The following is a 23,472-nucleotide window of genomic DNA, read 5'->3' on the forward strand; positions in this document are numbered from 1 at the left end:
TTAATCGATAATATATGAGATGTAATTCTTTTCGATAGAAAAGGATTACCGAAGCATGAGCGTAAGCGAATGCCTTCGCTACTATAAATCTCTTTTCTTAAATCTCGTTATAATAAATCTAGTTAGACGGTAAATATTACCCTTACGGAATTACCTAAAATGCCTCGCCTAACTATACTTTTTTACCGTTCCTTAAACTTCCGAGGAATCGTCGAATAAATGAGCGCCGTAAAGCTCTTTTTTACGCTCTATTCCCGCCTCTTTTTCCGCTTCCAATTTACGTAATGCTCTCTCGTATGCTTTCTTTGCATCCGGGAATACTTCGAAAAACTCGTCCTCGTCTAATGGTTCATACGGTCGATAGCTATTACCTAATAATCCCCTACGCTTTTGAATCAATCGCAACTCTTCTAACACATTCAAATGCGTTCGTACTGTCTTTTCGACTTTGCCGTATTCCATCGCTAGTCGGTGCGTTGACGGCCAGGCGTATCCGTATTCTTCGTTAAAATAATCAACGATCAATGCATATAGGTAACTCATCTCGGCTTTATACTTCGGATGATATACGTAGTGTTTTAGATTTGACGGAAGTTTGATAAAGTTCCCTTTGTACGCCCCTCTTGCTTTATGAAATATCTTTGGTTTTCTCATTTCCACGCCCCGCTTTTTCTGTAATTTTTACCGCCTATACTTATTAGGACGCGTGTGATTCCTCCGTCGCGCACTTTCCGATTAAATAAACGCAAAAAAAAACACGCGTATAGGCTGCGCGTGTTCTAATCGTTCTATATATAAAATTGCCGTCATCGTTTTCGTCTTACCTTGCCAGGATTTGTTTTTAGCCTAGTTGCCGCTAGGTAAATTCTGACCTTCCATTACCGCTTCAATGAATTCAACGGCACTCATTTCATTTATATTTTCAATTTCCGCATTGCAGTAAACCTCGAATGCTCTATAACTATCTGAATCGTAAATCGTTAACTCCTTTTTACCGCGTTCACACAAAGGTATTTCTCGAAATGTTAGATTCTCTCCGTTAAACTCGTAATATACTGAATCCGATAATAAATACGCGTCATACTTCGATTCCTTTAATCCATCTACATCCTGATAATGAAAATTAACCGTGATTTTCTCCACTTCCTTTTCCCCCTTTAGTTTATAGGCCGATACGAAAAATCGCACACAACCGTAAGGTGCCAACCTTAAGGCTCCATGCCACCTTAGCGCATCACTTCAGTCGTCGCTCATACACATGCCTAACGTGTACGAACCTAACGACTCACCTTTTCGAATTTTATAGAATAAACGCAATCGCCATATCAATTAAAAATAACGTACCACCTACGCCAAACACTCCATAGAACCATAATCCATCTGATCGGGTCTCTATTCCAAAGTAATCGTTCATCTTTTCGAACATTTTCAGCGCCTCCATTAATGCAAGTCCTTCATGAACGTTGCAATTTTCAAAAGAAATCCAATAGCGCTCATGTTGCTAATATCTTCTAAGTTGAGTCCGGAGTCGTTAACCATACCTTGAAGGTCAAGTACTTCATCTGCTAACACAATGTCACCTGCTTGATCATAGTAGAACTTATTGATAGCTACGCCAGCTTCATAAACACTAAGGATTAATGTATCGCTGATTTTCAATCCTTTTTCGGCGAATGTAACAGTGCTGCCATCGTAATTCTGAATAGTCACCTTTACTGATACCTGTTCCATGTTTGATACGTTCATCTTGCATTTCTCCCCTCATTTTATTCGGTTTATCCGAATGACTTGATTTTATTTTATATTCGGTTTAACCGAATGTCAACATTTAATTTACAGTTTAACCGAATACTTTTATACTTATTAGTAACGATTGATAGGAGGACTTTTACTAATGAGAAAAATTAAAATAAAGCTACAAGACGTATTAACAGAGAATAAGACGAGTCAAAACAAGTTAGCTGAGATACTAGAGGTGAGTCCATCTACAGTTAACGAAATGTGTAAAGGAGATATTAAAAGAGCCAATATTGAAACACTCGCTAGAGTAGCAGATCATTTCAAAATAGACGATATTAGAGAATTATTCGAGATTATAAGAGAAGATGAGTAGGGCGCTAAATAAGCGTTCTTTTTATTTACTTTAAAATGGAAAATATTTTAAAAATATGTAAGATTAGCTTGTTTATTTTTGATATACTAAAATTGTATACATAATTTATATTGAAGGGTGCGTACTATTACTATGGCTAAGATTGACAAATTATTATCAGCTGCTAAAGAACACTTAGAGCCAACTGAACAAGTATTAGCAGTTATTTTAGGTGCTTATGAAACAAAAATGATGAAAAGCGAGACAGTTCGAAATGGTATTTTCATAGCAACTGAAAAACGTGTGGTATTCTATGCAAAAAAAATGTTCGGTTACGATATGGAAGTATTTCCGTATACAAATATAAGTTCAATCGAGGTGAGCAAGGGATTTATGGGGCACTCCATCAATTTCTTTGCCTCCGGGAATAAGGTTAAAATGAAGTGGATTAATCACGGCGATATTGCCAAATTTATCGAAATAGTAAAAGAAAGTATTCAAAAGAAAGATACTGGATCACAAGTTGCTGCTAGTACAGACAACCATGATGTCGCTGACCAAATCGCAAAACTTGCTTCGTTAAAAGATCAAGGGATACTTACAGAGGAAGAGTTTTCAACAAAGAAAAAACAATTACTAGGTATATGATCAAATAAGACCGCCTGTTATGGGCGTCTTTTTTATGGAGAAATACACGACGTCGCTCAATTTAGGTATCGTTTTGACAACATATATTCGAAATAGGTATCGTTTTGGTCACACGAATAGATATACGGCGTAGACTGAACCTTTTTGAAGCGCTAACGTGCATTTTAAGGCTATTTTTCGAGAGAATAGTCTAGAAATTTAGCGGTATATATGTAGGGCGGTAGTAATATATAGGAAAGGTTTATAACGTGGAAAACACAACAAGGTTACTGACAGTTTGAAGATTTGAAGGGTGAGGTAAAATTTTTGATTCGTCGATTCTCTCCTTACCTGGGACCCAAGTTTCCGACGAGAGAGCCCCCGGCATTCAAAAATCCGATCGGAGCCACCCGCTTTTTATGCAAGATTTCATTCATCACTAGTTAACATAATTACCCCTATAGGAAGTAACTGTTCCTGTTACAATAGTTAATAAACACCGTCATAGCAACGATTGTACTACTTCCGATTACTGCATACTATTTATATCGTTTATGCATCAATAACAAACGTTGCTGTTATGCGGTTTATACATTGCTTGCATAACGAAATAATGCATACGATATACACTAATTGAAGGGTGAGTTTCGGAGGGTAGGCGTGCGTCACGAGCGTTCGACTGGTAATATGTAGCGTAGTGTAAACGGTGAGAGTGCGCTAATTTGTTAAGTTATGTTAAACCGTCCTCATTTTAAATAGAAGAATGAAATATTTTTTTGGAAAAACATACAAATACTCTAGCCTTGAAAAACCAAATCGGTTATAATACAAGCATACGACAAAAAGCCTAGCTCCGTACTCGCAATACGCGCTAAGCTTACACTATATAAGGTGGTGATAAAAATGGATCCGATCACCGTTTCTGCTACTTGTGCTGTGTTTTTAGTTGTTCTAGGTATGATTCAAAACAACAATAAGAAGTAATACTTTACGTTTTACCTAAAAGCTCTTCTAGTGCTCGCAACGCTAGGGAGCTTCTTTTTTATTATTCCCTATTTTTTACATTATATCCCCTGGCGGACTGTCTTATGTTACAGAACTGTAAGACTATTGTCAACCTAAAAGTCATAATATAGGGAGGTGATTTTTCGTTAATTTCATTATAACTAACTCAGCGTTTACTTACAACCGTTTTGTCCATATTTTTTACACCGTTTTTGTTGGACATTTGTCCAACATTTTTCGTGCACTTTTAGTGGACACTTTTCAACGCATTTCTCGTGCTCAAAAATAGCTTCTCTACGTTACAATTTTTCGCACTATTTAACAGCACTCATTTTCGCATCTCTGTCCTCCTCCATCATATTTACTGACTGTACTCTCGATAACCTACGTTAATTCTCGTCCACTTCCCCTAACTCCCAAACGTAATTTCTCCTCCGTTTTATCATTGTATTGTCTCGTTATTTCAACTTAAACTTAACGCATGCTTTACTCCGCCCTTTTACCGATCTCGCTTAGTTAGCGGTAATTACTACCGTCCTCCACCTCTCGTAGCCAGTGGCGTTTACTTCGTTGGTCTTTCGTTTTCTTTCGTTTTTGCCCTTGACTTTAAGGTCTTACGGTTTTTATCATGCCGAAGCGAAGTTAGGAAAACGGCTGGCAGGCGGACTTGTCCCCTACGTCGCTACGTTAAAAAATAAACGAAGCGCGTAAGAGAGACAAGCGACTTATACGGTTAATGCCATGCCTTGCTTCGTCAGTGTTCCGTATGTATAGACCCTATTCACTTGGCGACTTTCATCGCGCACGCCCTTCGCCGAAGGCCTGTCCACTACACAAAGCCACCCCTGTGCGACAAGCTGAACGTGTTCCCGAGCACCTTAATGCTCATGGCTACCACCCGAGCCGTTATAGGTCGCTCTCACCCTCCCGCAACGTACGAATAGGAATACGTTACGGGTTGCCTACTTTGTAGGGACATGACGAGTGTCCCCTGCACGAACGTAGACGATCCAATTTCAGTTTTTAGCGTGGTTTACAGGCAATTCCACGTTCGGAAAACCGTAACCCAAACTTCTTACCTCCTAAAAAAGGCAGCACTTAAGAAGCCTTGCATTCCTCGAATTTTTTCGATAAAATGAAGGTAATGAATATACGGCTTGTCCGTTATTTAGTTTTAAGGTGAATTTTTGGGTAATCAACCGTTGGCGCGGTCTACCCTACAGGAACGTCTTGGCGGACGTTCTTTTTTTATTTACAAGAAACTTCGTAAACTCTCCGCTACCTCTTCTTTTTCTAAATGTAAATAACGCGTCGTAACGGCTATATCGCTATGACCTAAAGCTTTAGATATCAATGCTATATTTGCACCTTTCTTAAGCAAGTTCTTCGCAAAACCCCGTCGTAACGCATGTGGATTAACATTCTTAAGCCCATAATCTTTCGCATACTTACTTAAGCGTTTTGTTATATTGTTATTTGTCGGACTTGTGGCAATCCGTCCTCCACTTTTAGTTATAAATAGGTAGTCGTTATGCACTTTACTTTCTTTTCGAATAATAACGTTTTGTTTCATAAGAACGTCTAATAATCGCATTAGTAATTCATCGAATGGTAAATGTATAGATTCATGATTTTTAATAATACCGCCGTCAATTCTTAATAGTTTCGCGTTTAAATTAACATGCTTATGCTCTAGTTGTGATAGCGTACCGACACGTATACCTGTTTGATACATGGTTAATATCGCTACTGCATCACGTAACTCTATAAAATGTGTTAAATCGAGCATTGATAGCAAAATATTTATTTCGCGGTCAGTTGCACCTTCTTTAACAGGGCTATCAACCTTTATTTTGACATTTCGCCAAAAATTTATATCAATCCATCCATTATCAAAACAACGCCCTAAAAATGCCTTTAGGCACTTTAACCGAGTTAATTTCGTTTGGTTACTCACTTCCATAGACGATAACCATAGATAAATATGATCGACGTTCAACTCTTCAATAAACTGAACGCCTGTTACTTTAATAAAGTGGTTAACATGTAATTCGTAATCACAAATCGTACGTTCACGTAATCCCGTCGCTTTCATTTGACGAATAACTGTTACGAGTGCTTTGTCGATTGCAAAACCTCTGACACGTTCCTTTTTCGATTTACGATTAAAAACATCCGACAAATCTACGTTAACTGTTAGAGAATCTTTTCTTTTAGACATAAAAAAATAAGCCTCCTAACTCGTTGTTGACCGATCACTGACCGTTTCAACTGAACGAATTAGAAGGCTTATATATCGCGGATCTTGACGTCACCGCAATGGTTTTTTTAGCGTCCCAGGAGAGATTCGAACTCCCGACCGTACGCTTAGAAGGCGTATGCTCTATCCGGCTGAGCTACTGGGACATGGAGCGGGTGAAGAGAATCGAACTCTCGACCAGAGCTTGGAAGGCTCTTGTTTTACCACTAAACTACACCCGCATATGTTATTTTATTTTTCTTCGTTAGCGCTGTTGCCCTATCGACAATATTTATTATATGTATAACCATACATAAAGTCAACACCTTTTTTAAAAGAGGATAATTTTTCTTATCCTCTTTTAAAAACTGCTTGTTCAACTAGTTGTCCGTCTAATGTTTCAAAACGAACTTCCATTTGGTTTTCATCCATTTCTAATAAAGCAAATGTCTTTTCTACACGCTGACGTGGCAACAAAATACTGCCTGGATTAATAAATAAAACGCCGTCGATTAATTCCGCACCTAATACGTGAGAGTGTCCGAAGCATGCAACTTGCGCCCCTACCTCTTCTGCGTGGTACGCTAATGTTTGTAATGTCATTTTCACGTTATGACGATGTCCGTGCACAACTACGAAACGAATACCATCTACATCAGTTACAATCTCGTCTTGAAAGTTAGCATAATCACAGTTTCCTTTTACAGCATGGAAACCTTGCAGCTCTTCGTGAGCAGGCGTTAGCTCTGAATCACCGCAATGAATCATGATATCTACTTTTCCTTCATATTTCTCTTTCAACTGCTGTAATTCCTTCACAGAGCTATGACTATCGCTTACGATTAAAGCTTTCATCAATCTCTCTCCCTTATTCTCCTAAAAACCATTCAGGGATTTTTTCTTCTAGCTTACGTAGAGCACGTCCACGGTGACTAATAGCATTTTTCTCATCTGAACTTAGTTCCGCCATCGCTTTTTTATATTCTTCCACATAAAAAATCGGATCATATCCAAAGCCGTTTTCTCCGCGGCGCTGTTCTAGAATATACCCTTCGCACGTCCCGTTTACAATGACAGGCTTTTTATCCCCTTCAGGGAAAGCCACTGCTAATGCACAGTAGAAGCGAGCTTTACGCTTATCAAACGCTACATCATTTAATTCTTGTAACACTTTATCAATATTCGCTTGATCATCTTTCGGCTCTCCAGCAAAACGAGCTGAATACACGCCGGGTTTTCCATTTAAAGCATCTACAATAAGACCTGAATCATCCGCGATTACGATCGCATTCAGCTGTCTACTCAAACTATCCGCTTTTAAGATCGCATTTTCTTCAAATGTTTCACCAGTTTCTTCGACTTCTTCAATATGAGGAAAATCGTGTAATGATTTTACTTCTAAATCAAATCGCTCAAATAACTCAGCAAATTCACGTACTTTCCCCATATTTTTTGTCGCTACAACAACTTGTTTCATACTTTCCACCTCTACTCTATATGAGATACGATGTCACCTAACGCTTCTTTTTGCATGTCAATCAGTTGGAAGATACCTTGTTCCGCAGCATCAAGTAATTCATTTAACTGCGCTCTGCTAAACGTCGCCTCTTCTCCAGTTCCTTGCACTTCAACAAACTGACCTTTTCCAGTCATAATTACGTTCATATCAACGTCTGCTTTAGAATCTTCTGCGTAGTTTAAATCTAAAACAACACCTTGCTCTTCAACAATTCCTACTGACGTTGCTGCTAAATAATCTTTTACTGGAATTTTAGATACTTTTTCTGCTTGTAATAACTTCTCAAACGCTAATACCATTGCTACATATGCACCTGTAATAGAAGCAGTTCTCGTTCCACCATCCGCTTGAATAACATCACAATCAATCCAAACCGTTCTCTCACCAAGTGCTTCTAGGTCAACTACCGCACGTAATGCTCGTCCAATTAAGCGCTGGATTTCCATTGTACGTCCTGTTACTTTCCCTTTACTTGATTCCCTAATTGTACGTTGTTCTGTTGCACGTGGAATCATCGCATATTCAGCTGTTACCCAGCCCTTTCCTTCTCCACGCATAAACGGTGGGACACGCTCTTCAATTGTCGCTGAGCAAATTACCTTTGTATCCCCAACCTCAATTAATACTGATCCCTCTGGATGTTTTAAATAATTCGTATGAATATGTATATGGCGTAATTCTGTTTTCTCTCTACCATCTACTCGCATAAAAATAACCTCCTCATAACTACTTGTTAGTATAGCCAAATTTAAATGTATGATATGTATACAATAAAAGAAGGAGAACCCAAAAAGCAATTCCCCTTTCTTACTTAAGTATAAGTATATCAAATTATTGAAGATTAAAAACTACCTGTATTCACGTTTTCTGGACGATCGACAGGTTTTATTAACTTTCCACCCTTTTCATCTATAAGATTCGCTTTACCATTCACTTCAATAGAAACACTTTTCACGCCTTTCTTTTCTGTTAAAGATAAAACTAACGACTTCAATACGTAATTTGAAACCATATTTTTATCTGGGTTTATAAATATATTTTCATTAAAGTTTAATGTAAGATTTCCATCTTGTAACTTCGGATTCGTAATCAACTTAACTCCTGGATTAAAATCATTCAGAAGCGATTGATGAATCGGTCCTTTTACAAGTTCATCTATAATTGCTGCATAATCATTTTCTTTTCCTTCTACAACGCGGCGTGTTACTGGTACGTAGTATTGCTGCTTATTATTATTTTGTGCCATAAAATAAAGTGTAACCGGTTTTGTATTTGTTACATCCGCTACTTGTTCATCATCGAAGTTGATACCATTAGCACGGCTCACCCCTTCACCAATCGGTGTACCACCAACAGGCATCTTTGCCAATTTCTCACCATTTATTTGGAACTGCACTTGTTTTATTTCTTTAAATTGCGTCAACGTCCAGGCTATTGACTCAACCATCTGACGCTCTTCCTCTTTTGCATAGTTTTTCATTTCTTTAGAGAAATCAATGACTGCCGTCCCATCTTTTTTCAAATCTAAGGTCATCGATGTATTCGCTGGAATGACTGCACGGAACCCATTCGGTAATAAATTCGTTACCGGTCCATCTTTCACAAGGTACTCTAACGTTTGCTGAATGACCCCATTTGCTTTCGGAGTAGGTATAGCTAACGTTTGCGGTACAACATAACCATTTTTATCAACAAGGTATAGTTCTCTATTCACCGTTTGTCCTTGCTTATCTTTCTTAGCTACTTCTTTCTTTCCACCCTCTGTATACGTAACTTGTTTTGGCGGATCGATTTGTTCCGTTGCTTTCTCCTGATTTATAAAGCCACACCCTGTTAGTAAAACAGCGCTCACAGTAGCACCAACAACCCATTTAAAAGTGGATTTAGGCATGCCATTCCCCCCTAAAATCTAAGTTTGTATTATTATGTATACGAGCTGTTTCACTTTTTAGAACAAGCTGTGCTTCCTATAAACAAAAAAACTCCTGATTTCTCAGGAGCTCACTTATATAAATTCTACTATTATTCTTTTTCTAAATAAATATGTTTCACATTTTCAATCGGTTGACCGAACCATTTTGATGCAATTTCTTTAAATAGGCCTATTTTCCCTGTCGTTAAGAAGAGATGATCACTTTGTTCCTCTCCCTCATTCAACATTTTACTATGGTATAAAATTGTACTTACTTCGCGCGCTGTTTCATCACCCGAACTAATTAGTTGTACTTTATCTCCCATTACTTTTTTAATAACAGGACCTAAAATTGGATAATGTGTACAACCTAAAATAAGTGTATCAATATCAGTATTTTTCAGCGGTTGCAACGTTTCTCGTACAACTTCATACGCCATTTCACTTTCAAAATTTCCACTCTCTACAAGCTCAACGAAAGGCGGACACGCTAAACTTTCTACCATAACACGGTTATTAATAGACTTTAGCGCTTCTTCGTATGCACCACTTTTCACCGTTCCAATCGTTCCAATAATCCCAACATGATACGTGTTTGTCACTTTTAAAGCTGTACGTGATCCTGGGTGAATAACCCCTACCACTGGAATTGGTAATTGTTTCTGCATCTCTTCTAATACAACTGCAGTTGCTGTATTACACGCAATAACTAACATTTTGATATTTAAATCTAGTAAATGCTCCGTCATTTCCCACGTAAATTGACGCACTTCTTCTCGGGAACGTGGACCATAAGGGCAACGTGCCGTATCCCCTAAATATATAATACGCTCTTTCGGCAACTGACGAATTAATTCCTTCGCTACTGTTAAACCGCCAACTCCTGAATCGATAACACCGATTGCTCTATTCAACTTAATCACCCGTTTTCTCATTCATCATCTTATTTTATCATTATATTTTACACACTTTAAGTTCGCTCACTTAAACTGCTTCTGTATGAAAATTTTCATTAGTACCTATATAGACTAGGACTTTTTTATTTTGCTCCTTTTTTTCATAATTTGCAAGACAGAAAAATAACCGACCTTCTATATGAAAGTCGGTTTCTTCTATATAAAATGCGTATTTATTGCTCCATCTTTTTTTGGAAAGAAGACATTCCTATTAATAAGAAGAAATGAGCAGAAATGAAAGCGAGCACTTTTTCTATAATTTATTGACAGCTCTTCTTATAGCTTTCCCTATTTCCATACTAGACTGCGGGTTTTGCCCTGTAATTAAACGCCCATCTACTACTACATGCGGCGTGAAATTTGGAGCAACATAAAACAAAGCTCCTTCTTCTTTCAATTTACTCTCTAATAAAAACGGCACTCGCTTTTCTAAATGTACAGCTTTTTCCTCATCGTTTGTATAACCTGTTATACGCTTACCGGCAACAAAAAACGAGCCATCTTTATTTTTCACACCGACTAAAGAACTTACTCCGTGACAAACAGCCGCTACAATCCGGTTATTGTTGTACATATTCTCAATCAAATTTGCAACATATGGATTACCTGGAAAATCTATAATCGCTCCGTGCCCACCACCAAATAAAACTGCATCATAATCCGAAAAATGAACATTTGAGATCGGCTTTGTATTTTGCAATAAAGAAGCGACATACTTAAATTCACGAGGTATCCCATTCGGAATAGACACTCTATTAATAGGGACTTTACCGCCCTTTATCGACACAATATCAACATCGAACTTAGCCTTTTTAAACACATTATAAGGAGCTGCGAGCTCTTCCAGCCACAAACCAGTCGGGTGTCCATTCATATCATGAGCGCTTGTTGAAACTAACAATATCCTTTTCAACATATCCCCTCCTTACTACCTATTTATGTATGGAATGTTCTTATCATTCATATAGCAAGCGGAAAAAACGATAACAACAAGCTGACCTTTTGTATAAAAGTCAACTTGTTGTTATCGTTTGAATTCTTTCGTACGAAGATTTTCACAACCTTATAACTTTTATCTCCAACGCCACGCAATCGTGTTATCCTCCATATGAATAGCGGGTATATCAATCCCTAAATACCGCTGATTATCCTCATCAAAAACAGACCAATTTCCTTCATATAAAAATTCAGGATCTATGCTTTCAAAATCAAATCCACTATCTTCGTCTACCATCTCATGAAAATATTTTTGGAACGGTTTACTATTTTCATATAGACGAATTGTTCCATACATCCATGGCATGTCTCCAAAAACATCTTTAATTTCACCTATCTCCATATCCTTAAAATACAACTTCATATTTGCACCTTCTTATTTGTGAATGACAAAGATACCTACCCTGAATGCCTCATCATGTTCTAAAGTAGTTATTTTTAACGTTTCTTTCTTAAACATATCTTCCTTCTCAAAGTCTGAAATACCTTTTTAAGTTCAAAATATAAACAGAAAAATAGCCGACTCTTCATATAAAAGTCGGCTTTCTTTTTATAGTTCGAGCTCTCCCATGCGAAGAAGCTCAACAACTGCTTGTGAACGTCCTTTAACTCCTAGCTTTTGCATTGCGTTTGAGATGTGGTTGCGTACTGTTTTTTCACTGATAAAAAGTTCACCTGCAATTTCCTTCGTTGTTTTATCTTGAACCAGTAATTCAAATACTTCTCTCTCTCTCTTTGTGAGTAACGGTTTAGATTGATACGCTTTTTCCTTCAACTGGTATAAACCTCCTTGCTTAAGCCAGAGCCGTGTATGTGTAAGTTGGGTGTTTATTTAGTCAAGATATTGTATGAACGAAATGTGCGGGTGGTGAATGAAAATAGGCTTTATTTCACATGTTATTTTAGACTTTTATACAGTGCAGACACTCTTTGTATCCACTCACTTTTCATTTCGCCATATTTGTTCTAGTAATATGCTGACAACTGTACCTACGAACAAACCATTTCCGAATATATATTGCATAACAGACGGCAGTGATTGGAGTGCTCCAGACGGTAAAAACATAACACCGCTTCCAAATAATACAGAAACTCCTAAAACCGTTACATTCCTTTCGCTCATTGGCACTTGTTTTATATTATGAAACCCAATTCCAATTAACTGTACGAACGAAGCCATTAAAACCGCAGATGCGACAGCGGGTGGTAACGATGCTAAGTAACGAATAATATTTGGAAACAACGACATTACGACTAGTAACAAACATGCTAGTAAGAACGATCGTATATATTTTTGTTTCGTTAAACGTATAAATCCTGCCGTTGCTGGTAACGGCACGACACCGACAGTTGAAAATACAGAAGAAATGATATGCGAAATCCCTCCAACCCACGTACCACCCTTCAACTGTTTTTGTTCAATAGTCCCCTTTTGAATGGTAGCTTGATTAATTGCTATAATAGCTGCCACTGTATTTGAAACTAAAATACATACCATAACGAAACTGGATACAGCCATACCTGTATTCCACTTTGGAATTCCCCAAGCAAATACATGTGGAAGTTGCACAAAATGAGTTACTTGAGATGGAATCGTCATTTTTCCTGCAATTAGAAAAAGAATCCACCCACTAATTAATCCTATTAAAACCGCATAACTTTTGACAAAACCTTTTCCGAAGTTAGATAGTATAATAACGAAAAGAAATATGCTAAACGCAATTATCGCTGTAAATCCATCAATTTGAGAAACAGTAGCAGTAATTCCTAGCATTCCTTTTAGAAATACACCGCTTAATTGTAAACATAATAAAAGTAAAAACGTCCCTGTCACAAGCGGTGTGAATAAAAATAAAATACGTCCGATAAAACCAGTGACTCCTAATCCGATTAAAATAACACCGGAAATTATCATTCCTAATTCTAAAATTTGCAACGTACTATGTAATTGATCTTGCCCGGCCGTTGCATAAGCAAGTACGGTAAATACTCCAACCCACGATCCAGCTGGCCCATCCGCAATTGACAGTCTATGTCCAAGCCACCCTTGTAAAAAAGAAGATATACCAACTACAAAAAACGTACGCTGCATTAAATAAAATATTTCTTCCGTCGTAAGATGAAATAATCCGCCAACGACAACTGGTAGTGCGATTGAATTCGCTAATAAAAATATAAACCATTGCAAAGTTCCCATAATATGATTTTGGTTATGTTGATTGTCCAAATTTTTCATCCTTTCTAGCTTCCCTATAAGAAATATATTGCAAGCATAACAAAGAAGGGTTCTACACTCACAATTAGAACCCTCCTCAAAACATTCACACGATTCTTTTACACAAGATTATTTAATTCCACCTCATTTAAACTTCCAACAACAATATTCCCTTTATGCACGACTAAACGTTTCTCTGTTTGACGTGCTACCGCTTCAGCAGTACATGTTGCATTCATCAAAACAAAACTCGCTTCATCTCCTACATTCGGCCATGCTCGCTTCCCTTCATTGTTTAACGTTTCTTTTCCTCCCGTAATAAAGCGAAAGGCTTTTCCTAAAGACCTTTCGTCACTCCATCCAAAACGTTCCGCTAATCGATTTGCCTTTTGCAGCATATCACCTGTGCCAAACGGTGACCAATGATCAGTAATACTATCATTTCCTAATGAAACTTTCACACCTTTTTTATCTAATAACGGAATTGGGATTACTTGTTTCCCAATTGGCACCGTTGAAGTAATATCAATATTTAAAGCAGCTAGTCTTTCCGCCACTTCTTCAACTTCTTTATCCGTAACACCACCAAGTCCAAGTGCATGACTAATTGTTACGCGACCTTGCCATCCCGCTTCTTCTGTTAAACTTGCCAATCGCTTCATCGTAAACGTCCCAAGATTATTCGCATCATGCAGATGAATATCAACATCCGCATTAAATTCTACTGCGATATCCATAATGGTATGTAATGATTTTTCAATATCATTATCCACTGTAGCTGGATCCACTCCACCGACTAGATGCGCACCCATACGCATCGCATCTTTCACAAGTTGTACAGAATTACTACGCAATAATCCATGTTGCGGAAAAGCAACAATTCTACCAGAAACTTGATTTTTATATGTTTCCAACGCCGCTAACGTCGCCTCCAAATTACCAAGACCAATAATCGGATCAACATTACAATGCGTTCTTATATTCGTTGCACCATTTCGAAGCAATAATGCTAACATATTTTCCGCCCTATCTTGAGCAGTTGCTAATTGCTTCGGCAGAATTTTTTCTTCTTCATTAAAACGCGTAAAAATATTCTCTGCTGGCATACAAGCTTTCCAAGGGCCACTATAATACGTCTTATCAATATGAATATGCATCTCTTTGAAAGCTGGCAAAATCAATAAACGCTTAGCATCCAGAATTAATACTCCTTCCTCTTGAACAGCCCCTGCTATCATTTTTTTAATTCGTCCATCTTCAATGAGTAAACTACATAACTCTGTTTCTGTTTGGGAAATTCTCCCCTCTTCATATGTATACCCTGATTCAAGCATTACATTAGTCAACCAATATACTGTCATCTCTATTTCCCCCACCCTTTATTAAAAGTTACCTTATATCCCTTACTATAAGTTTAATATCAACTGAAAATTAAGACAATTAATATGACTGTCCCCTAAAAAAATGTCATACAACCTCATAGTCTTCTCATAAATTTCCATATAGAATAGAAGTATATAGCTTGTTATAAAGTGAAACTTTGATCAGTGGGGGGGTTTGTTCATCCCCCCACTGATCATTAGTTAAACCAATCGGGCTTTTACGGGCAGTTAATCCCCAACTAACTTCTTTGCTTTCGCTGAATTTTTAGGTGGAGGTCTTACTGCTCGTTAAAGCGGGATAAAAAGGAGTGGATTGGAAGATGTCAAAAAGATTATGTAAATCCGAAACTGATAAAATGCTATTTGGTATATGCGGTGGTTTAGGGGAATATTTTGATATTAGCTCTACTCTCATTCGCATACTTTGGGTCATTGCTATTTTATGTTTTGGGACGGGGTTTTTAGTTTATTTTATTTGTTTATTACTTATGCCACGCTCTTACTAATAACATTCTTTCATATATTTGAGCACAGCATATAAAAAATCCCCTATAGATTTTTCTATAGGGGATTTTTTCATGAAGAATATTTCATCGTTAAATGTAATACTGCTACTTCATCTTCTTCATTTCTATAACTATGTTTTTTATTCGCTTCAAATTGAATAGAGTCAAACTCATTTAATTCGTATACATCGCTTTCTACTTGAATCGATACTTTCCCTTTCATTACTGTTACAAGCTCAATAGCACCTTCATGATGAGCTTCTGGTTCATATATACTATTCGATCTTAAACAAGCACGGTGCATTTCCATCCCCGTTTCTTTCGTATAGCGGAACATCGTTTCTAAATGCCATGCTTGTCCTACATCTACTGCAAATCCTTCTCCGCAGCGCGCCACAGCTACAGGCTCTCCAACAACCATCAATCTCGATAAAGGAATCGATAACCCTTTCGTTATTTTCCAAATGACAGCTAACGTCGGATTCGTTTCGCCTCTTTCAATCTTTCCTAATGTTAATTTACTAACCCCTGTTTTTTGGGCTAATTCTTCTAAACTTAATTTTTGTTCATTTCGAATTTGTCTTAACAGCTGACCTACTTGCTGAATGACTTCTTTCGTTTGCATATCTTCATGTTCTTTCATCTATAAAACCACCTTAAAGTATAAAATAGTTTACTTTTATTATTTTTAAGTATATTATACTATACATAATCATCAAATTCCGAAAGGAGTGCTATACTTCATGCGCGCAATTTTATTAGGCCTTTTATCATCAGCCTTTTTTTCCGCAACCTTTATTATTAATCGAGCGATGAATGTATCTGGAACGAGCTGGGCCTGGACAGCTTCCTTCCGTTTTTTATTTGCTCTCCCTATTTTATTCCTTATCGTTTTATTTCGCAAAAACTTAAGGGGTTTATGGGAAGAATTAAAGAAACATCCATTAGCGTGGATCGGATGGGGTTCCGTTGCTGGCATTGGTTTCTATTCTTTATTAAGTTTCGCAGCTGTCTTTTCTCCAGCTTGGCTCGTTGCTGGAACTTGGCAAGTTACTATATTAGCAGGTTTACTTTTATCACCATTATTCTTCGTTAAATTAGAAACGAAATCCGGCACAAAACTTGTACGCGGAAAAATTCCACTTCGTAGTTTATATGTCGCATTATTTATTTTACTTGGTGTAATTTGTATGCAAGCTACTGCAGCAGGTCATATTACAATGACTCAGTTCATTTCAGGTTTTTTACCTGTCGTAGTAGCAGCCTTCTTATATCCATTCGGCAACCGAAAAATGATGGAACTTGTTGGCGGACGTCTTGATACGTTCCAACGTGTATTAGGAATGGCAATAGGAAGTCTACCTATAACAATTTTACTTGGTATATATGGATTTTCTACTACCGGTATTCCAACATCCAGCCAAATGTTGCAAGGATTTTTGTTAGCATTATGTTCTGGCGTGATTGCGACGATGACATTTTTCTTTGCTACTGACTTAGCCAAAGATAACCTCTCTCTACTTGGAGCTGTTGAAGCAACGCAAGCTGGAACGATGGTCTTTACCGTGTTTGGCGAAATTGTTTTCTTGAATGGTTCATTTCCTGGTGGTCTTTCCCTACTTGGAATGATTATTATTATGTTAGGAATGGTTGCTAATAGCATTTTAAACCGTTCTGCTCCAGTCGTTAAGCAGAAAAAAACTGCATAAAAAAGAGTATAGTTCTCTAACAAAGAACTATACTCTTTTTTTATTGTCCCCCTATTCCGCCTTATCAGAATAGTATTTCATTAGCTGTTTATACTAAAACCTATGTTATAATACGTTTCATGCGCAATATTAGGAGGTAAATTATGTTAAAAAAAGCAATCGCTGAATTTATTGGTACATTTGTACTTGTATTATTCGGAACTGGAGTAGCTGTCATTGGCGGCGGAATTGAAGGAATTGGAACATTAGGAATCGCTATGGCTTTCGGTCTATCTATTGTGGCTATGGCATATAGCATCGGAACAATTTCTGGATGTCACATTAACCCAGCAGTATCAGTAGCTATGTTCATCAACAAAAGAATGAACGCTATGGAACTTTGTTATTATGTATTAGCTCAAATTTTAGGTGGTTTATTAGGAACTGCAACGTTAGTAACGATTTTACGCTCTGCTAAAACACCTTTAGATAATTTAGGTCAAAATGGTTTTGGAACTCTTGGTTTATCTGGAGCATTTCTAGTCGAATTTATTTTAACTTTCGTATTCATTTTAGTTATCGTTGCTGTAACAGGTAAAAAAGGAAGTTCTTCTCTAGCAGGATTAGTAATTGGTTTCACATTAGTTTTAGTTCACTTATTAGGAATTCCGTTAACTGGAACTTCTGTTAACCCAGCTCGTAGTATCGCACCAGCTCTATTCGCTGGCGGAGAAGCACTTTCTCAACTATGGGTATTCATCGTAGCGCCAATTCTTGGTGGTATCGTAGCAGCTATTGTTGGTAAATTCATTTTAAATACTGAAAAATAGAATTTTCAATATTTCTGAATAAAAAAAGGCGAGCCCTCATTATGAGGTTGCTCGCTTTTTTACTCTTTCATTTTAGACTTTAAGTTTGTAACTAATTGATCTACCGTTACATTTGCAAGTACGTTTTCCATCGCTTCTTGCGCTTGCATTAAAATAATTTCTAATACTGATTGAATATTAGCTCCTACTGGACATTCAATGTTGGGATTTTCATGGAAGGAAAATAGTTGTCCTTCTTCTACAACTTCCACTGCTTTATATACATCAAGTAATGTAATTTCTTCTAAATCACGAGCAAGTGTCGTACCACCTTTACCAGCTTGTACATCAACAAGTCCTGCTCTCTTCAACATTCCTGTAATGCGACGAATCACAACTGGATTTGTATTCACACTACCAGCAATCCATTCAGAGGTACAGCGAGAGTTTCGATCTATCGCAAGTAACGTTAACATATGAACACCTACTGTAAAACGACTACTAATCCCCATCTGCACACCCTCCTTTGTATTCATTCTATTAAAAGACGACTCTTATTATTATATACTATTTTTAATTTATACATAAAGAAAAAGCATGATTCCAATAGGAAATCATACTTTTCTCTCATTATTGACGCTTTATAAACTTCGCTAAATCTTTAAATTTCACTTTGTCTGAATAATTCATTACGCCATTTACGTAAATGCGACTTGTAACAGCACTTAAAATACCGATTGTCGCTAAAAGCCCCGCCAATGTTATCATAATTTCTAACATACCAGTTTCACCAGCTACAAAGCGTGAGAATGTAACCATCGGGGTAAAGAACGGAACATAAGAGCTTATAACAACGATAGTACTATTTGGGTCACCTAACGATTTAAGACTTATAAAGAATGCTGCAATTATTAAAATTGAAATCGGTAGCATTACACCTTGCAAATCCTCCGTCTTAGAAACAACCGCACCAGCAGCTGCATACATCATCGCATACAGGAAATATCCTGTAACAAAATAAATTAGGAACATACCGATTATTTTTGCATCTAACTTTGTAACATCAATTACGCCAAATAATGAACCATTTTCTAAATCTACCCACCCTAGTAAATAAGGAACTAAATAACCACATGCCAATATGACAAGTTGTAATAACGCCGTTGAAACAACCGCTAAAATTTTTGCATACATCATCGTAAGAGGTTTTACTTTCGGAATCATAACTTCCATAACGCGAGAAGCTTTTTCAGAAGCAATATTCATCGCAATTGTGCTTCCGAACGCAACAATAAACATATATAAAGCGAATATGAAGAAATATGCAATTCCAGCAGAGGCAGAACGATCTTTTATTGCTTCTTGTTTCACAGAAATTTCGGTTTGCAATTGTTGTGCAATTTCTGGTGAAACATTATGTTTAGCAACTGTTACCGCCATATATTTTCCCTTTAAATAACTAGCTATAATTGTAGAATTTGTTTCACTAGCGAACCCATTAAACATATACGTGACTTCTGGAACTCCATTCTTTTCAGTTACACGAAACAAACCGTCTAACTCGCCTTCTTCTACTTGTTTATGCAGTTTATTGAAATCTTCTTTTGAACCAATTGTTAATTTAGCTGATGGTAATAACTTAGTTAACTCTTCTTTTTGTATTTTATATGTAGAACTCTCTGTCACAACTGCAATTTTATCTTTATCCTTATTTTTATCATTACTTGAAGTAAAATGATTGAACGCAAAAATCCCAAAAACAATTAAAAATAAAATCGCGCTCATGATTAATGATTTTTTAGATAAAAACGCTTCCCTGAAATAAAATGAAAATACGTGAGAAAATTTACGCATCGTTATTTCGCCCTCTCTACAAAGATTTCATTTAACGTCGGCTCTAACATTTTAAATTGTCGTAAAGTAACACCTTGTTCTTGCAACTGTTGTAAAATCTTTAGAGCTTCTGCATCGTCTTGTACTTGCACATAAAGAAGGCCTTGTTGTTTTTCATACGATACATGTATAGCTTTTAATCCCTTCGCATTTTCTTCTGTATCTTCAATCGTTAAATTGCGGAAACCATACTCTTTTTTAATATCACTTAACTGGCCTTTTACGACTGCTTCGCCTTTTTTCAAAATACATACATGTTGGCAAAAAGCCTCTACTTGTTCCATACGATGACTAGATAAAATAATTGTCTTTCCGCTCTGTACTTGTTCTTCAATAATGCTAGCTAGCATCCCAGCATTAACTGGATCAAGTCCGCTAAATGGTTCATCTAAAATGAGAAGTTCAGGATTATGAAGAAGAGCAGCAATTAATTGGATTTTTTGCTGATTTCCTTTTGAAAGCTCTCCTGCCGTTTTAAATTTATATTCCGGTATCGCTAATCGCTCTAACCAGTGATCAATAGCAAGATCTACTTCTTTTTTCGACATTCCTTCTAATCTACCAAAATATCGCAACTGGTCTATTACTCTACTTTTTGTATATAAACCTCTTTCTTCTGGTAAATACCCAATCGTTACCCCACTAGTCCCAAATGATTTTCCATCCCATGTAATAGATCCTTCATTAGGCGTTAATAATCCGAGAAGCATTTTGATTGTCGTTGTTTTCCCTGCACCATTTCGTCCAAGTAATCCTAGCACTTCACCTTTTGGTAACGAAATTTGCAAACCGTTAACTGCTTTTGATTCCCCAAATTGTTTCGTTAAGTTTTGAATTTGTAAACTCAAAGTATAAAGCCTCCCCTTTAATATCATTCATACTCTCTTTCAAAGACTATATTTATTCAGGATAAAATATAGCACTACACTTCATCCTCTTAGTATGTAACATCTCCTTAATCCATCATTTGTTCTATTTAGTTAAAATTGTAAATAATATCATGTCATTTGTCAATTATAATTGTCATTCCGACAATAAAAGTTGTCAAAACGATTCCCAACATTTTTCTCATCTTTCTAATATAGGACATACTACTATATATACAAAAGACAATATGCAAATGTTCATATAAAAATATTATATTTTAATATATAATATAAAATGATTTTCTAACATCAAGGAGGATACATATGAAGATGAAGAGGGGCATTACCACTTTATTATCTGTAGCAGTTCTATCTACATCGCTTGTAGCATGTTCAGGAACACCAGAGAAAACTGTGGCGAAAGAAGAAAAGGTAAAATTAACAGAACAGCAATTAATGGCTGATTTATGGTATCAAACAGCCGGTGAAACGAAAGCACTTTACTACCAAGGGTACAATATCGGCCAATTGAAGCTTGATGCAGCTCTTACAAAAGGGACAGAGAAAAAGCCTGCTATCGTACTTGATTTAGACGAAACTGTTTTAGACAACAGCCCTCATCAAGCAATGAGCGTAAAAACAGGAAAAGGCTATCCTTACAAATGGGATGATTGGATTAATAAGGCTGAAGCTGAAGCTCTTCCAGGCGCAATTGACTTCTTAAAATATACCGAGTCTAAAGGTGTAGATATTTACTACATCTCAAATCGTAAAACGAACCAACTAGATGCAACAATTAAAAATCTTGAGCGTGTAGGTGCTCCTCAAGCAACGAAAGAACATATATTACTACAAGATCCGAAAGAAAAAGGAAAAGAAAAACGCCGTGAACTCGTTTCTCAAACACATGAGATCGTCTTATTCTTCGGGGATAACTTATCTGATTTCACTGGTTTTGATGGAAAGTCTGTAAAAGATCGCAATCAAACTGTAACAGATTCAAAAGCACAATTTGGTGAAAAATTCATCATTTTCCCGAATCCAATGTACGGCGATTGGGAAGGTGCTCTATATGATTATGATTTCAAAAAATCAGATACGGAAAAAGATAAAATCCGTCGTGACAATTTAAAATCATTTGATGCAAAATAAAGAGGATGGCATTCGCCATCCTCTTTATTTTGTTTTCTCTGTTAAAGGCAAGATAAACACTTCCACACGTCTATTTTTTGCCTTTCCTTCTTGTGTATCATTTGGAGCAATTGAACGGTATTCTCCGTAACCAATCGCACTAAATTTTTCTGGTTGTAATTCTTTATTTTGCAGTAATACTTGCATAAAATTAACTGCCCGCTGCGTACTTAATTCCCAATTCGATGCAAACTGCGCATTGGCAATAGGGACAGTATCTGTATGACCAGACACTGTAATTTCACGAGGTGATGCTGAAACAAGTAAAGTAGACATCTCTTTTGCAATCCCTAAAGATTCTAATTTCACATCTGCTTTCCCCGAATCAAACAGCACATTCTCTAATATTGTCAGCATTAATCCCTTTTCAGTTAATTTAGTTTGAAAAGAAGAGGATAATTGTTTCTCATTAATATATTGATCAATCTTTTTTTGTAATGCTTTCAATTCATCCATCTCTTTTTTTTCTTTTTCTCTAGCTTCTTCTTGTTTTTTTGCTTGTTCTGTCTCAAGGCTACTGGCTGATAATTCTTTCTCATCATTTGGCTTTTGATCACTTAAAAACTCTTTATTTCCTGTTCCACCTGCTAATTCACTTCGAAACGCTACTGCCATCTGTTTGAACTTCGCAGCATCTATACTACTCATTGCGAATAATACGATGAACAATGCAAATAACAACGTTAACATATCAGAATAAGGGATTAACCAAGTTTCATCGATATGTTCTTCGTGTTTTTTCTTTTTGCCTCTTCTATTTTTTTTACTCCGCATTTTTTTCTGCTCCTTTTTCTAGCTTTTTACGCTCAGTTGCAGAAAGTGCACCTAAAATGCGGTTCTTCATAATAAACGGATATGTACCCTCTTGTAACATTAATAAACAATCAATAATTAAACGTTTTTTCTCTAATTCAGCTGCAGATTTTTGCTTTAGTTTATTTGCAAATGGATGCCATAATACATAGCCTGAAAAAATACCAAAAATCGTTGCAATAAAAGCACCCGAAATAGCGTGACCTAACTTTTCAATATCAGTTAAATTGCCAAGTGCAGCTACAAGACCAATAACAGCACCTAAAACCCCTAATGTCGGTGCATACGTACCAGCTTGTGAAAAAATTGCCGCTCCTTTTGCATGCCTTTCTTCAATCGCTTCTAATTCAGCTTCTAAAATTTGCTCTAAATCTTCTGCGGATACGCCATCAATCACAAATTTCATACCACGCAAAAGAAATTCATCTTGAATTTTGTCTAATTGTTGCTCTAAAGACAAAATACCGTATTTTCTACTTTCTGATGTCCAATGAACAAATAATTCTAGCAACTGTTCATAACTTAAATCCTTTTTATTTGAACCAAAAAGAACTTTAAATAATTTTGGAACCCTTTTTAGTTGATTCATCGGAAATGCGATACATACTGCAGCAAATGTACCGATAAAAATAATTAATGCTGCGGCAGGATTCAATAAAGAATTTACGTCAGCGCCCTTGACGACCATCCCTACTACCACTGCTACAAATCCTAAAATAAGTCCAATAATTGTTGCAAAATCCATTCCCATTCACTCCTAGTC

At 36.8% G+C, this 23,472-nt stretch carries 27 protein-coding genes and 2 tRNA genes; 6 read left to right on the plus strand and 23 right to left on the minus strand.

The window, feature by feature from the left end:
* Positions 1 to 192: 192 nt before the first annotated feature.
* The 4 genes from QCI41_RS12910 to QCI41_RS12925 form a co-directional block, all read right to left on the minus strand.
* Positions 193 to 654 carry a helix-turn-helix domain-containing protein gene (locus QCI41_RS12910; RefSeq protein WP_353837347.1) on the minus strand — a complete coding sequence of 154 codons (462 nt, stop codon included), beginning with the start codon at positions 652 to 654 and terminating at the stop codon, positions 193 to 195.
* A 192-nt stretch (positions 655 to 846) separates the two neighbouring features.
* The gene (locus tag QCI41_RS12915; RefSeq protein WP_353837346.1) at positions 847 to 1,143 is read right to left on the minus strand and encodes a hypothetical protein; all 297 of its coding nucleotides are present in this window, start codon (positions 1,141 to 1,143) and stop codon (positions 847 to 849) included.
* Between the two features lie 157 nt (positions 1,144 to 1,300).
* Complete coding sequence (locus QCI41_RS12920; RefSeq protein WP_141669034.1) at positions 1,301 to 1,426, minus strand: DUF3961 domain-containing protein; 126 nt, start codon at positions 1,424 to 1,426, stop codon at positions 1,301 to 1,303.
* Between the two features lie 14 nt (positions 1,427 to 1,440).
* Positions 1,441 to 1,746, minus strand: a complete 306-nt coding sequence (locus QCI41_RS12925; protein WP_064472627.1) for a hypothetical protein — start codon at positions 1,744 to 1,746, stop codon at positions 1,441 to 1,443.
* A 148-nt stretch (positions 1,747 to 1,894) separates the two neighbouring features.
* Here QCI41_RS12925 and QCI41_RS12930 point away from each other — a divergent pair, with 148 nt between their 5' ends.
* Together QCI41_RS12930 and QCI41_RS12935 are read left to right on the plus strand one after the other, a co-directional pair.
* Positions 1,895 to 2,113: a helix-turn-helix domain-containing protein gene (locus tag QCI41_RS12930; RefSeq protein ID WP_081252561.1), complete on the plus strand. Its 219-nt coding sequence runs from the start codon at positions 1,895 to 1,897 to the stop codon at positions 2,111 to 2,113.
* A 132-nt stretch (positions 2,114 to 2,245) separates the two neighbouring features.
* Entirely contained in the window at positions 2,246 to 2,740 is a 495-nt protein-coding gene (locus QCI41_RS12935) for a PH domain-containing protein (protein WP_064472626.1), read from the plus strand.
* Between the two features lie 2,236 nt (positions 2,741 to 4,976).
* Here the strand turns inward: QCI41_RS12935 and QCI41_RS12940 are convergent.
* The 13 genes from QCI41_RS12940 to QCI41_RS13000 form a co-directional block, all read right to left on the minus strand.
* Positions 4,977 to 5,945 (minus strand): tyrosine-type recombinase/integrase, encoded by a 969-nt coding sequence (locus QCI41_RS12940; protein ID WP_353837345.1) that lies wholly within the window; start codon positions 5,943 to 5,945, stop codon positions 4,977 to 4,979.
* A gap of 111 nt (positions 5,946 to 6,056) precedes the next feature.
* Positions 6,057 to 6,130 (minus strand) — tRNA-Arg (locus QCI41_RS12945).
* 1 nt (position 6,131) lies between these two features.
* Positions 6,132 to 6,205: transfer RNA gene (locus QCI41_RS12950), tRNA-Gly, on the minus strand.
* A 109-nt stretch (positions 6,206 to 6,314) separates the two neighbouring features.
* A complete protein-coding gene (locus QCI41_RS12955; protein WP_353837344.1) occupies positions 6,315 to 6,818 on the minus strand; it encodes a metallophosphoesterase in 504 nt (167 codons plus the stop codon).
* Between the two features lie 13 nt (positions 6,819 to 6,831).
* Positions 6,832 to 7,440 (minus strand): XTP/dITP diphosphatase, encoded by a 609-nt coding sequence (locus QCI41_RS12960; RefSeq protein WP_000815934.1) that lies wholly within the window; start codon positions 7,438 to 7,440, stop codon positions 6,832 to 6,834.
* 11 nt (positions 7,441 to 7,451) lie between these two features.
* Complete coding sequence (rph, locus tag QCI41_RS12965; protein WP_001261765.1) at positions 7,452 to 8,189, minus strand: ribonuclease PH; 738 nt, start codon at positions 8,187 to 8,189, stop codon at positions 7,452 to 7,454.
* A gap of 134 nt (positions 8,190 to 8,323) precedes the next feature.
* Positions 8,324 to 9,373 carry a spore germination protein GerM gene (gerM, locus tag QCI41_RS12970; protein ID WP_046956270.1) on the minus strand — a complete coding sequence of 350 codons (1,050 nt, stop codon included), beginning with the start codon at positions 9,371 to 9,373 and terminating at the stop codon, positions 8,324 to 8,326.
* A gap of 131 nt (positions 9,374 to 9,504) precedes the next feature.
* A complete protein-coding gene (gene racE, locus QCI41_RS12975) occupies positions 9,505 to 10,314 on the minus strand; it encodes a glutamate racemase (protein ID WP_000774001.1) in 810 nt (269 codons plus the stop codon).
* Positions 10,315 to 10,603: 289 nt separating this feature from the next.
* On the minus strand, positions 10,604 to 11,266 hold the full coding sequence (locus QCI41_RS12980) for a type 1 glutamine amidotransferase domain-containing protein (protein WP_353837343.1): 663 nt from the start codon (positions 11,264 to 11,266) through the stop codon (positions 10,604 to 10,606).
* A 156-nt stretch (positions 11,267 to 11,422) separates the two neighbouring features.
* On the minus strand, positions 11,423 to 11,710 hold the full coding sequence (locus QCI41_RS12985; protein ID WP_353837342.1) for a hypothetical protein: 288 nt from the start codon (positions 11,708 to 11,710) through the stop codon (positions 11,423 to 11,425).
* Between the two features lie 186 nt (positions 11,711 to 11,896).
* Positions 11,897 to 12,121: a spore germination transcription factor GerE gene (gerE, locus tag QCI41_RS12990; protein WP_000659484.1), complete on the minus strand. Its 225-nt coding sequence runs from the start codon at positions 12,119 to 12,121 to the stop codon at positions 11,897 to 11,899.
* Positions 12,122 to 12,286: 165 nt separating this feature from the next.
* Positions 12,287 to 13,582, minus strand: coding sequence for a purine/pyrimidine permease (locus QCI41_RS12995; RefSeq protein WP_353837341.1), 1,296 nt, complete (start codon positions 13,580 to 13,582; stop codon positions 12,287 to 12,289).
* 98 nt (positions 13,583 to 13,680) lie between these two features.
* Entirely contained in the window at positions 13,681 to 14,922 is a 1,242-nt protein-coding gene (locus QCI41_RS13000; protein ID WP_353837340.1) for an amidohydrolase family protein, read from the minus strand.
* Positions 14,923 to 15,263: 341 nt separating this feature from the next.
* On the opposite strand from QCI41_RS13000, the gene QCI41_RS13005 reads away from it, so the two are divergent.
* Positions 15,264 to 15,449 carry a PspC domain-containing protein gene (locus tag QCI41_RS13005; RefSeq protein ID WP_000044335.1) on the plus strand — a complete coding sequence of 62 codons (186 nt, stop codon included), beginning with the start codon at positions 15,264 to 15,266 and terminating at the stop codon, positions 15,447 to 15,449.
* A 70-nt stretch (positions 15,450 to 15,519) separates the two neighbouring features.
* Here the strand turns inward: QCI41_RS13005 and QCI41_RS13010 are convergent, their stop codons facing one another.
* Entirely contained in the window at positions 15,520 to 16,092 is a 573-nt protein-coding gene (locus QCI41_RS13010) for a helix-turn-helix domain-containing protein (RefSeq protein WP_000658052.1), read from the minus strand.
* Positions 16,093 to 16,192: 100 nt separating this feature from the next.
* Here QCI41_RS13010 and QCI41_RS13015 point away from each other — a divergent pair, with 100 nt between their 5' ends.
* Both QCI41_RS13015 and QCI41_RS13020 read left to right on the plus strand, forming a co-directional pair.
* Positions 16,193 to 17,158, plus strand: a complete 966-nt coding sequence (locus QCI41_RS13015; RefSeq protein WP_353837339.1) for a DMT family transporter — start codon at positions 16,193 to 16,195, stop codon at positions 17,156 to 17,158.
* 143 nt (positions 17,159 to 17,301) lie between these two features.
* Positions 17,302 to 17,967 carry an MIP/aquaporin family protein gene (locus QCI41_RS13020; RefSeq protein ID WP_000913204.1) on the plus strand — a complete coding sequence of 222 codons (666 nt, stop codon included), beginning with the start codon at positions 17,302 to 17,304 and terminating at the stop codon, positions 17,965 to 17,967.
* A gap of 59 nt (positions 17,968 to 18,026) precedes the next feature.
* Here the strand turns inward: QCI41_RS13020 and QCI41_RS13025 are convergent, their stop codons facing one another.
* From QCI41_RS13025 to QCI41_RS13035, 3 genes are all read right to left on the minus strand, one after another.
* Entirely contained in the window at positions 18,027 to 18,458 is a 432-nt protein-coding gene (locus tag QCI41_RS13025; RefSeq protein ID WP_000512998.1) for an Rrf2 family transcriptional regulator, read from the minus strand.
* Between the two features lie 118 nt (positions 18,459 to 18,576).
* The gene (locus QCI41_RS13030) at positions 18,577 to 19,800 is read right to left on the minus strand and encodes an ABC transporter permease (RefSeq protein ID WP_001224961.1); all 1,224 of its coding nucleotides are present in this window, start codon (positions 19,798 to 19,800) and stop codon (positions 18,577 to 18,579) included.
* Positions 19,801 to 19,802: 2 nt separating this feature from the next.
* On the minus strand, positions 19,803 to 20,687 hold the full coding sequence (locus QCI41_RS13035; protein WP_046958782.1) for an ABC transporter ATP-binding protein: 885 nt from the start codon (positions 20,685 to 20,687) through the stop codon (positions 19,803 to 19,805).
* Between the two features lie 342 nt (positions 20,688 to 21,029).
* Between QCI41_RS13035 and QCI41_RS13040 the strand changes: the two genes are divergently transcribed.
* Positions 21,030 to 21,857 (plus strand): 5'-nucleotidase, lipoprotein e(P4) family, encoded by an 828-nt coding sequence (locus QCI41_RS13040; RefSeq protein WP_097815614.1) that lies wholly within the window; start codon positions 21,030 to 21,032, stop codon positions 21,855 to 21,857.
* Between the two features lie 24 nt (positions 21,858 to 21,881).
* Here the strand turns inward: QCI41_RS13040 and motB are convergent, their stop codons facing one another.
* Both motB and motA read right to left on the minus strand, forming a co-directional pair.
* Positions 21,882 to 22,670 (minus strand): flagellar motor protein MotB, encoded by a 789-nt coding sequence (motB, locus tag QCI41_RS13045; protein ID WP_353837338.1) that lies wholly within the window; start codon positions 22,668 to 22,670, stop codon positions 21,882 to 21,884.
* Complete coding sequence (gene motA / locus QCI41_RS13050; RefSeq protein ID WP_000344855.1) at positions 22,660 to 23,454, minus strand: flagellar motor stator protein MotA; 795 nt, start codon at positions 23,452 to 23,454, stop codon at positions 22,660 to 22,662. Before motA ends, motB begins: the two co-directional genes overlap by 11 nt.
* Positions 23,455 to 23,472 lie beyond the last annotated feature (18 nt).

This window comes from Bacillus cereus group sp. MG4 (assembly GCF_040460055.1).
GTDB lineage: Bacteria > Bacillota > Bacilli > Bacillales > Bacillaceae_G > Bacillus_A > Bacillus_A wiedmannii.

Excerpts from the sequence above, each read along its gene's own strand:
- QCI41_RS12910 (WP_353837347.1), bottom strand. The coding sequence starts at position 654 with ATGAGAAAACCAAAGATATTTCATAAAGCAAGAGGGGCGTACAAAGGG.
- QCI41_RS12920 (WP_141669034.1), bottom strand. The coding sequence starts at position 1,426 with ATGTTCGAAAAGATGAACGATTACTTTGGAATAGAGACCCGATCAGAT.
- QCI41_RS12925 (WP_064472627.1), bottom strand. The coding sequence starts at position 1,746 with ATGAACGTATCAAACATGGAACAGGTATCAGTAAAGGTGACTATTCAG.
- QCI41_RS12930 (WP_081252561.1), top strand. The coding sequence starts at position 1,895 with ATGAGAAAAATTAAAATAAAGCTACAAGACGTATTAACAGAGAATAAG.
- QCI41_RS12935 (WP_064472626.1), top strand. The coding sequence starts at position 2,246 with ATGGCTAAGATTGACAAATTATTATCAGCTGCTAAAGAACACTTAGAG.
- QCI41_RS12940 (WP_353837345.1), bottom strand. The coding sequence starts at position 5,945 with ATGTCTAAAAGAAAAGATTCTCTAACAGTTAACGTAGATTTGTCGGAT.
- QCI41_RS12955 (WP_353837344.1), bottom strand. The coding sequence starts at position 6,818 with ATGAAAGCTTTAATCGTAAGCGATAGTCATAGCTCTGTGAAGGAATTA.
- QCI41_RS12960 (WP_000815934.1), bottom strand. The coding sequence starts at position 7,440 with ATGAAACAAGTTGTTGTAGCGACAAAAAATATGGGGAAAGTACGTGAA.
- rph (WP_001261765.1), bottom strand. The coding sequence starts at position 8,189 with ATGCGAGTAGATGGTAGAGAGAAAACAGAATTACGCCATATACATATT.
- gerM (WP_046956270.1), bottom strand. The coding sequence starts at position 9,373 with ATGCCTAAATCCACTTTTAAATGGGTTGTTGGTGCTACTGTGAGCGCT.
- QCI41_RS12980 (WP_353837343.1), bottom strand. The coding sequence starts at position 11,266 with ATGTTGAAAAGGATATTGTTAGTTTCAACAAGCGCTCATGATATGAAT.
- QCI41_RS12985 (WP_353837342.1), bottom strand. The coding sequence starts at position 11,710 with ATGAAGTTGTATTTTAAGGATATGGAGATAGGTGAAATTAAAGATGTT.
- QCI41_RS12995 (WP_353837341.1), bottom strand. The coding sequence starts at position 13,582 with ATGAAAAATTTGGACAATCAACATAACCAAAATCATATTATGGGAACT.
- QCI41_RS13000 (WP_353837340.1), bottom strand. The coding sequence starts at position 14,922 with ATGACAGTATATTGGTTGACTAATGTAATGCTTGAATCAGGGTATACA.
- QCI41_RS13005 (WP_000044335.1), top strand. The coding sequence starts at position 15,264 with ATGTCAAAAAGATTATGTAAATCCGAAACTGATAAAATGCTATTTGGT.
- QCI41_RS13010 (WP_000658052.1), bottom strand. The coding sequence starts at position 16,092 with ATGAAAGAACATGAAGATATGCAAACGAAAGAAGTCATTCAGCAAGTA.
- QCI41_RS13015 (WP_353837339.1), top strand. The coding sequence starts at position 16,193 with ATGCGCGCAATTTTATTAGGCCTTTTATCATCAGCCTTTTTTTCCGCA.
- QCI41_RS13020 (WP_000913204.1), top strand. The coding sequence starts at position 17,302 with ATGTTAAAAAAAGCAATCGCTGAATTTATTGGTACATTTGTACTTGTA.
- QCI41_RS13025 (WP_000512998.1), bottom strand. The coding sequence starts at position 18,458 with ATGGGGATTAGTAGTCGTTTTACAGTAGGTGTTCATATGTTAACGTTA.
- QCI41_RS13030 (WP_001224961.1), bottom strand. The coding sequence starts at position 19,800 with ATGCGTAAATTTTCTCACGTATTTTCATTTTATTTCAGGGAAGCGTTT.
- QCI41_RS13040 (WP_097815614.1), top strand. The coding sequence starts at position 21,030 with ATGAAGATGAAGAGGGGCATTACCACTTTATTATCTGTAGCAGTTCTA.
- motB (WP_353837338.1), bottom strand. The coding sequence starts at position 22,670 with ATGCGGAGTAAAAAAAATAGAAGAGGCAAAAAGAAAAAACACGAAGAA.
- motA (WP_000344855.1), bottom strand. The coding sequence starts at position 23,454 with ATGGATTTTGCAACAATTATTGGACTTATTTTAGGATTTGTAGCAGTG.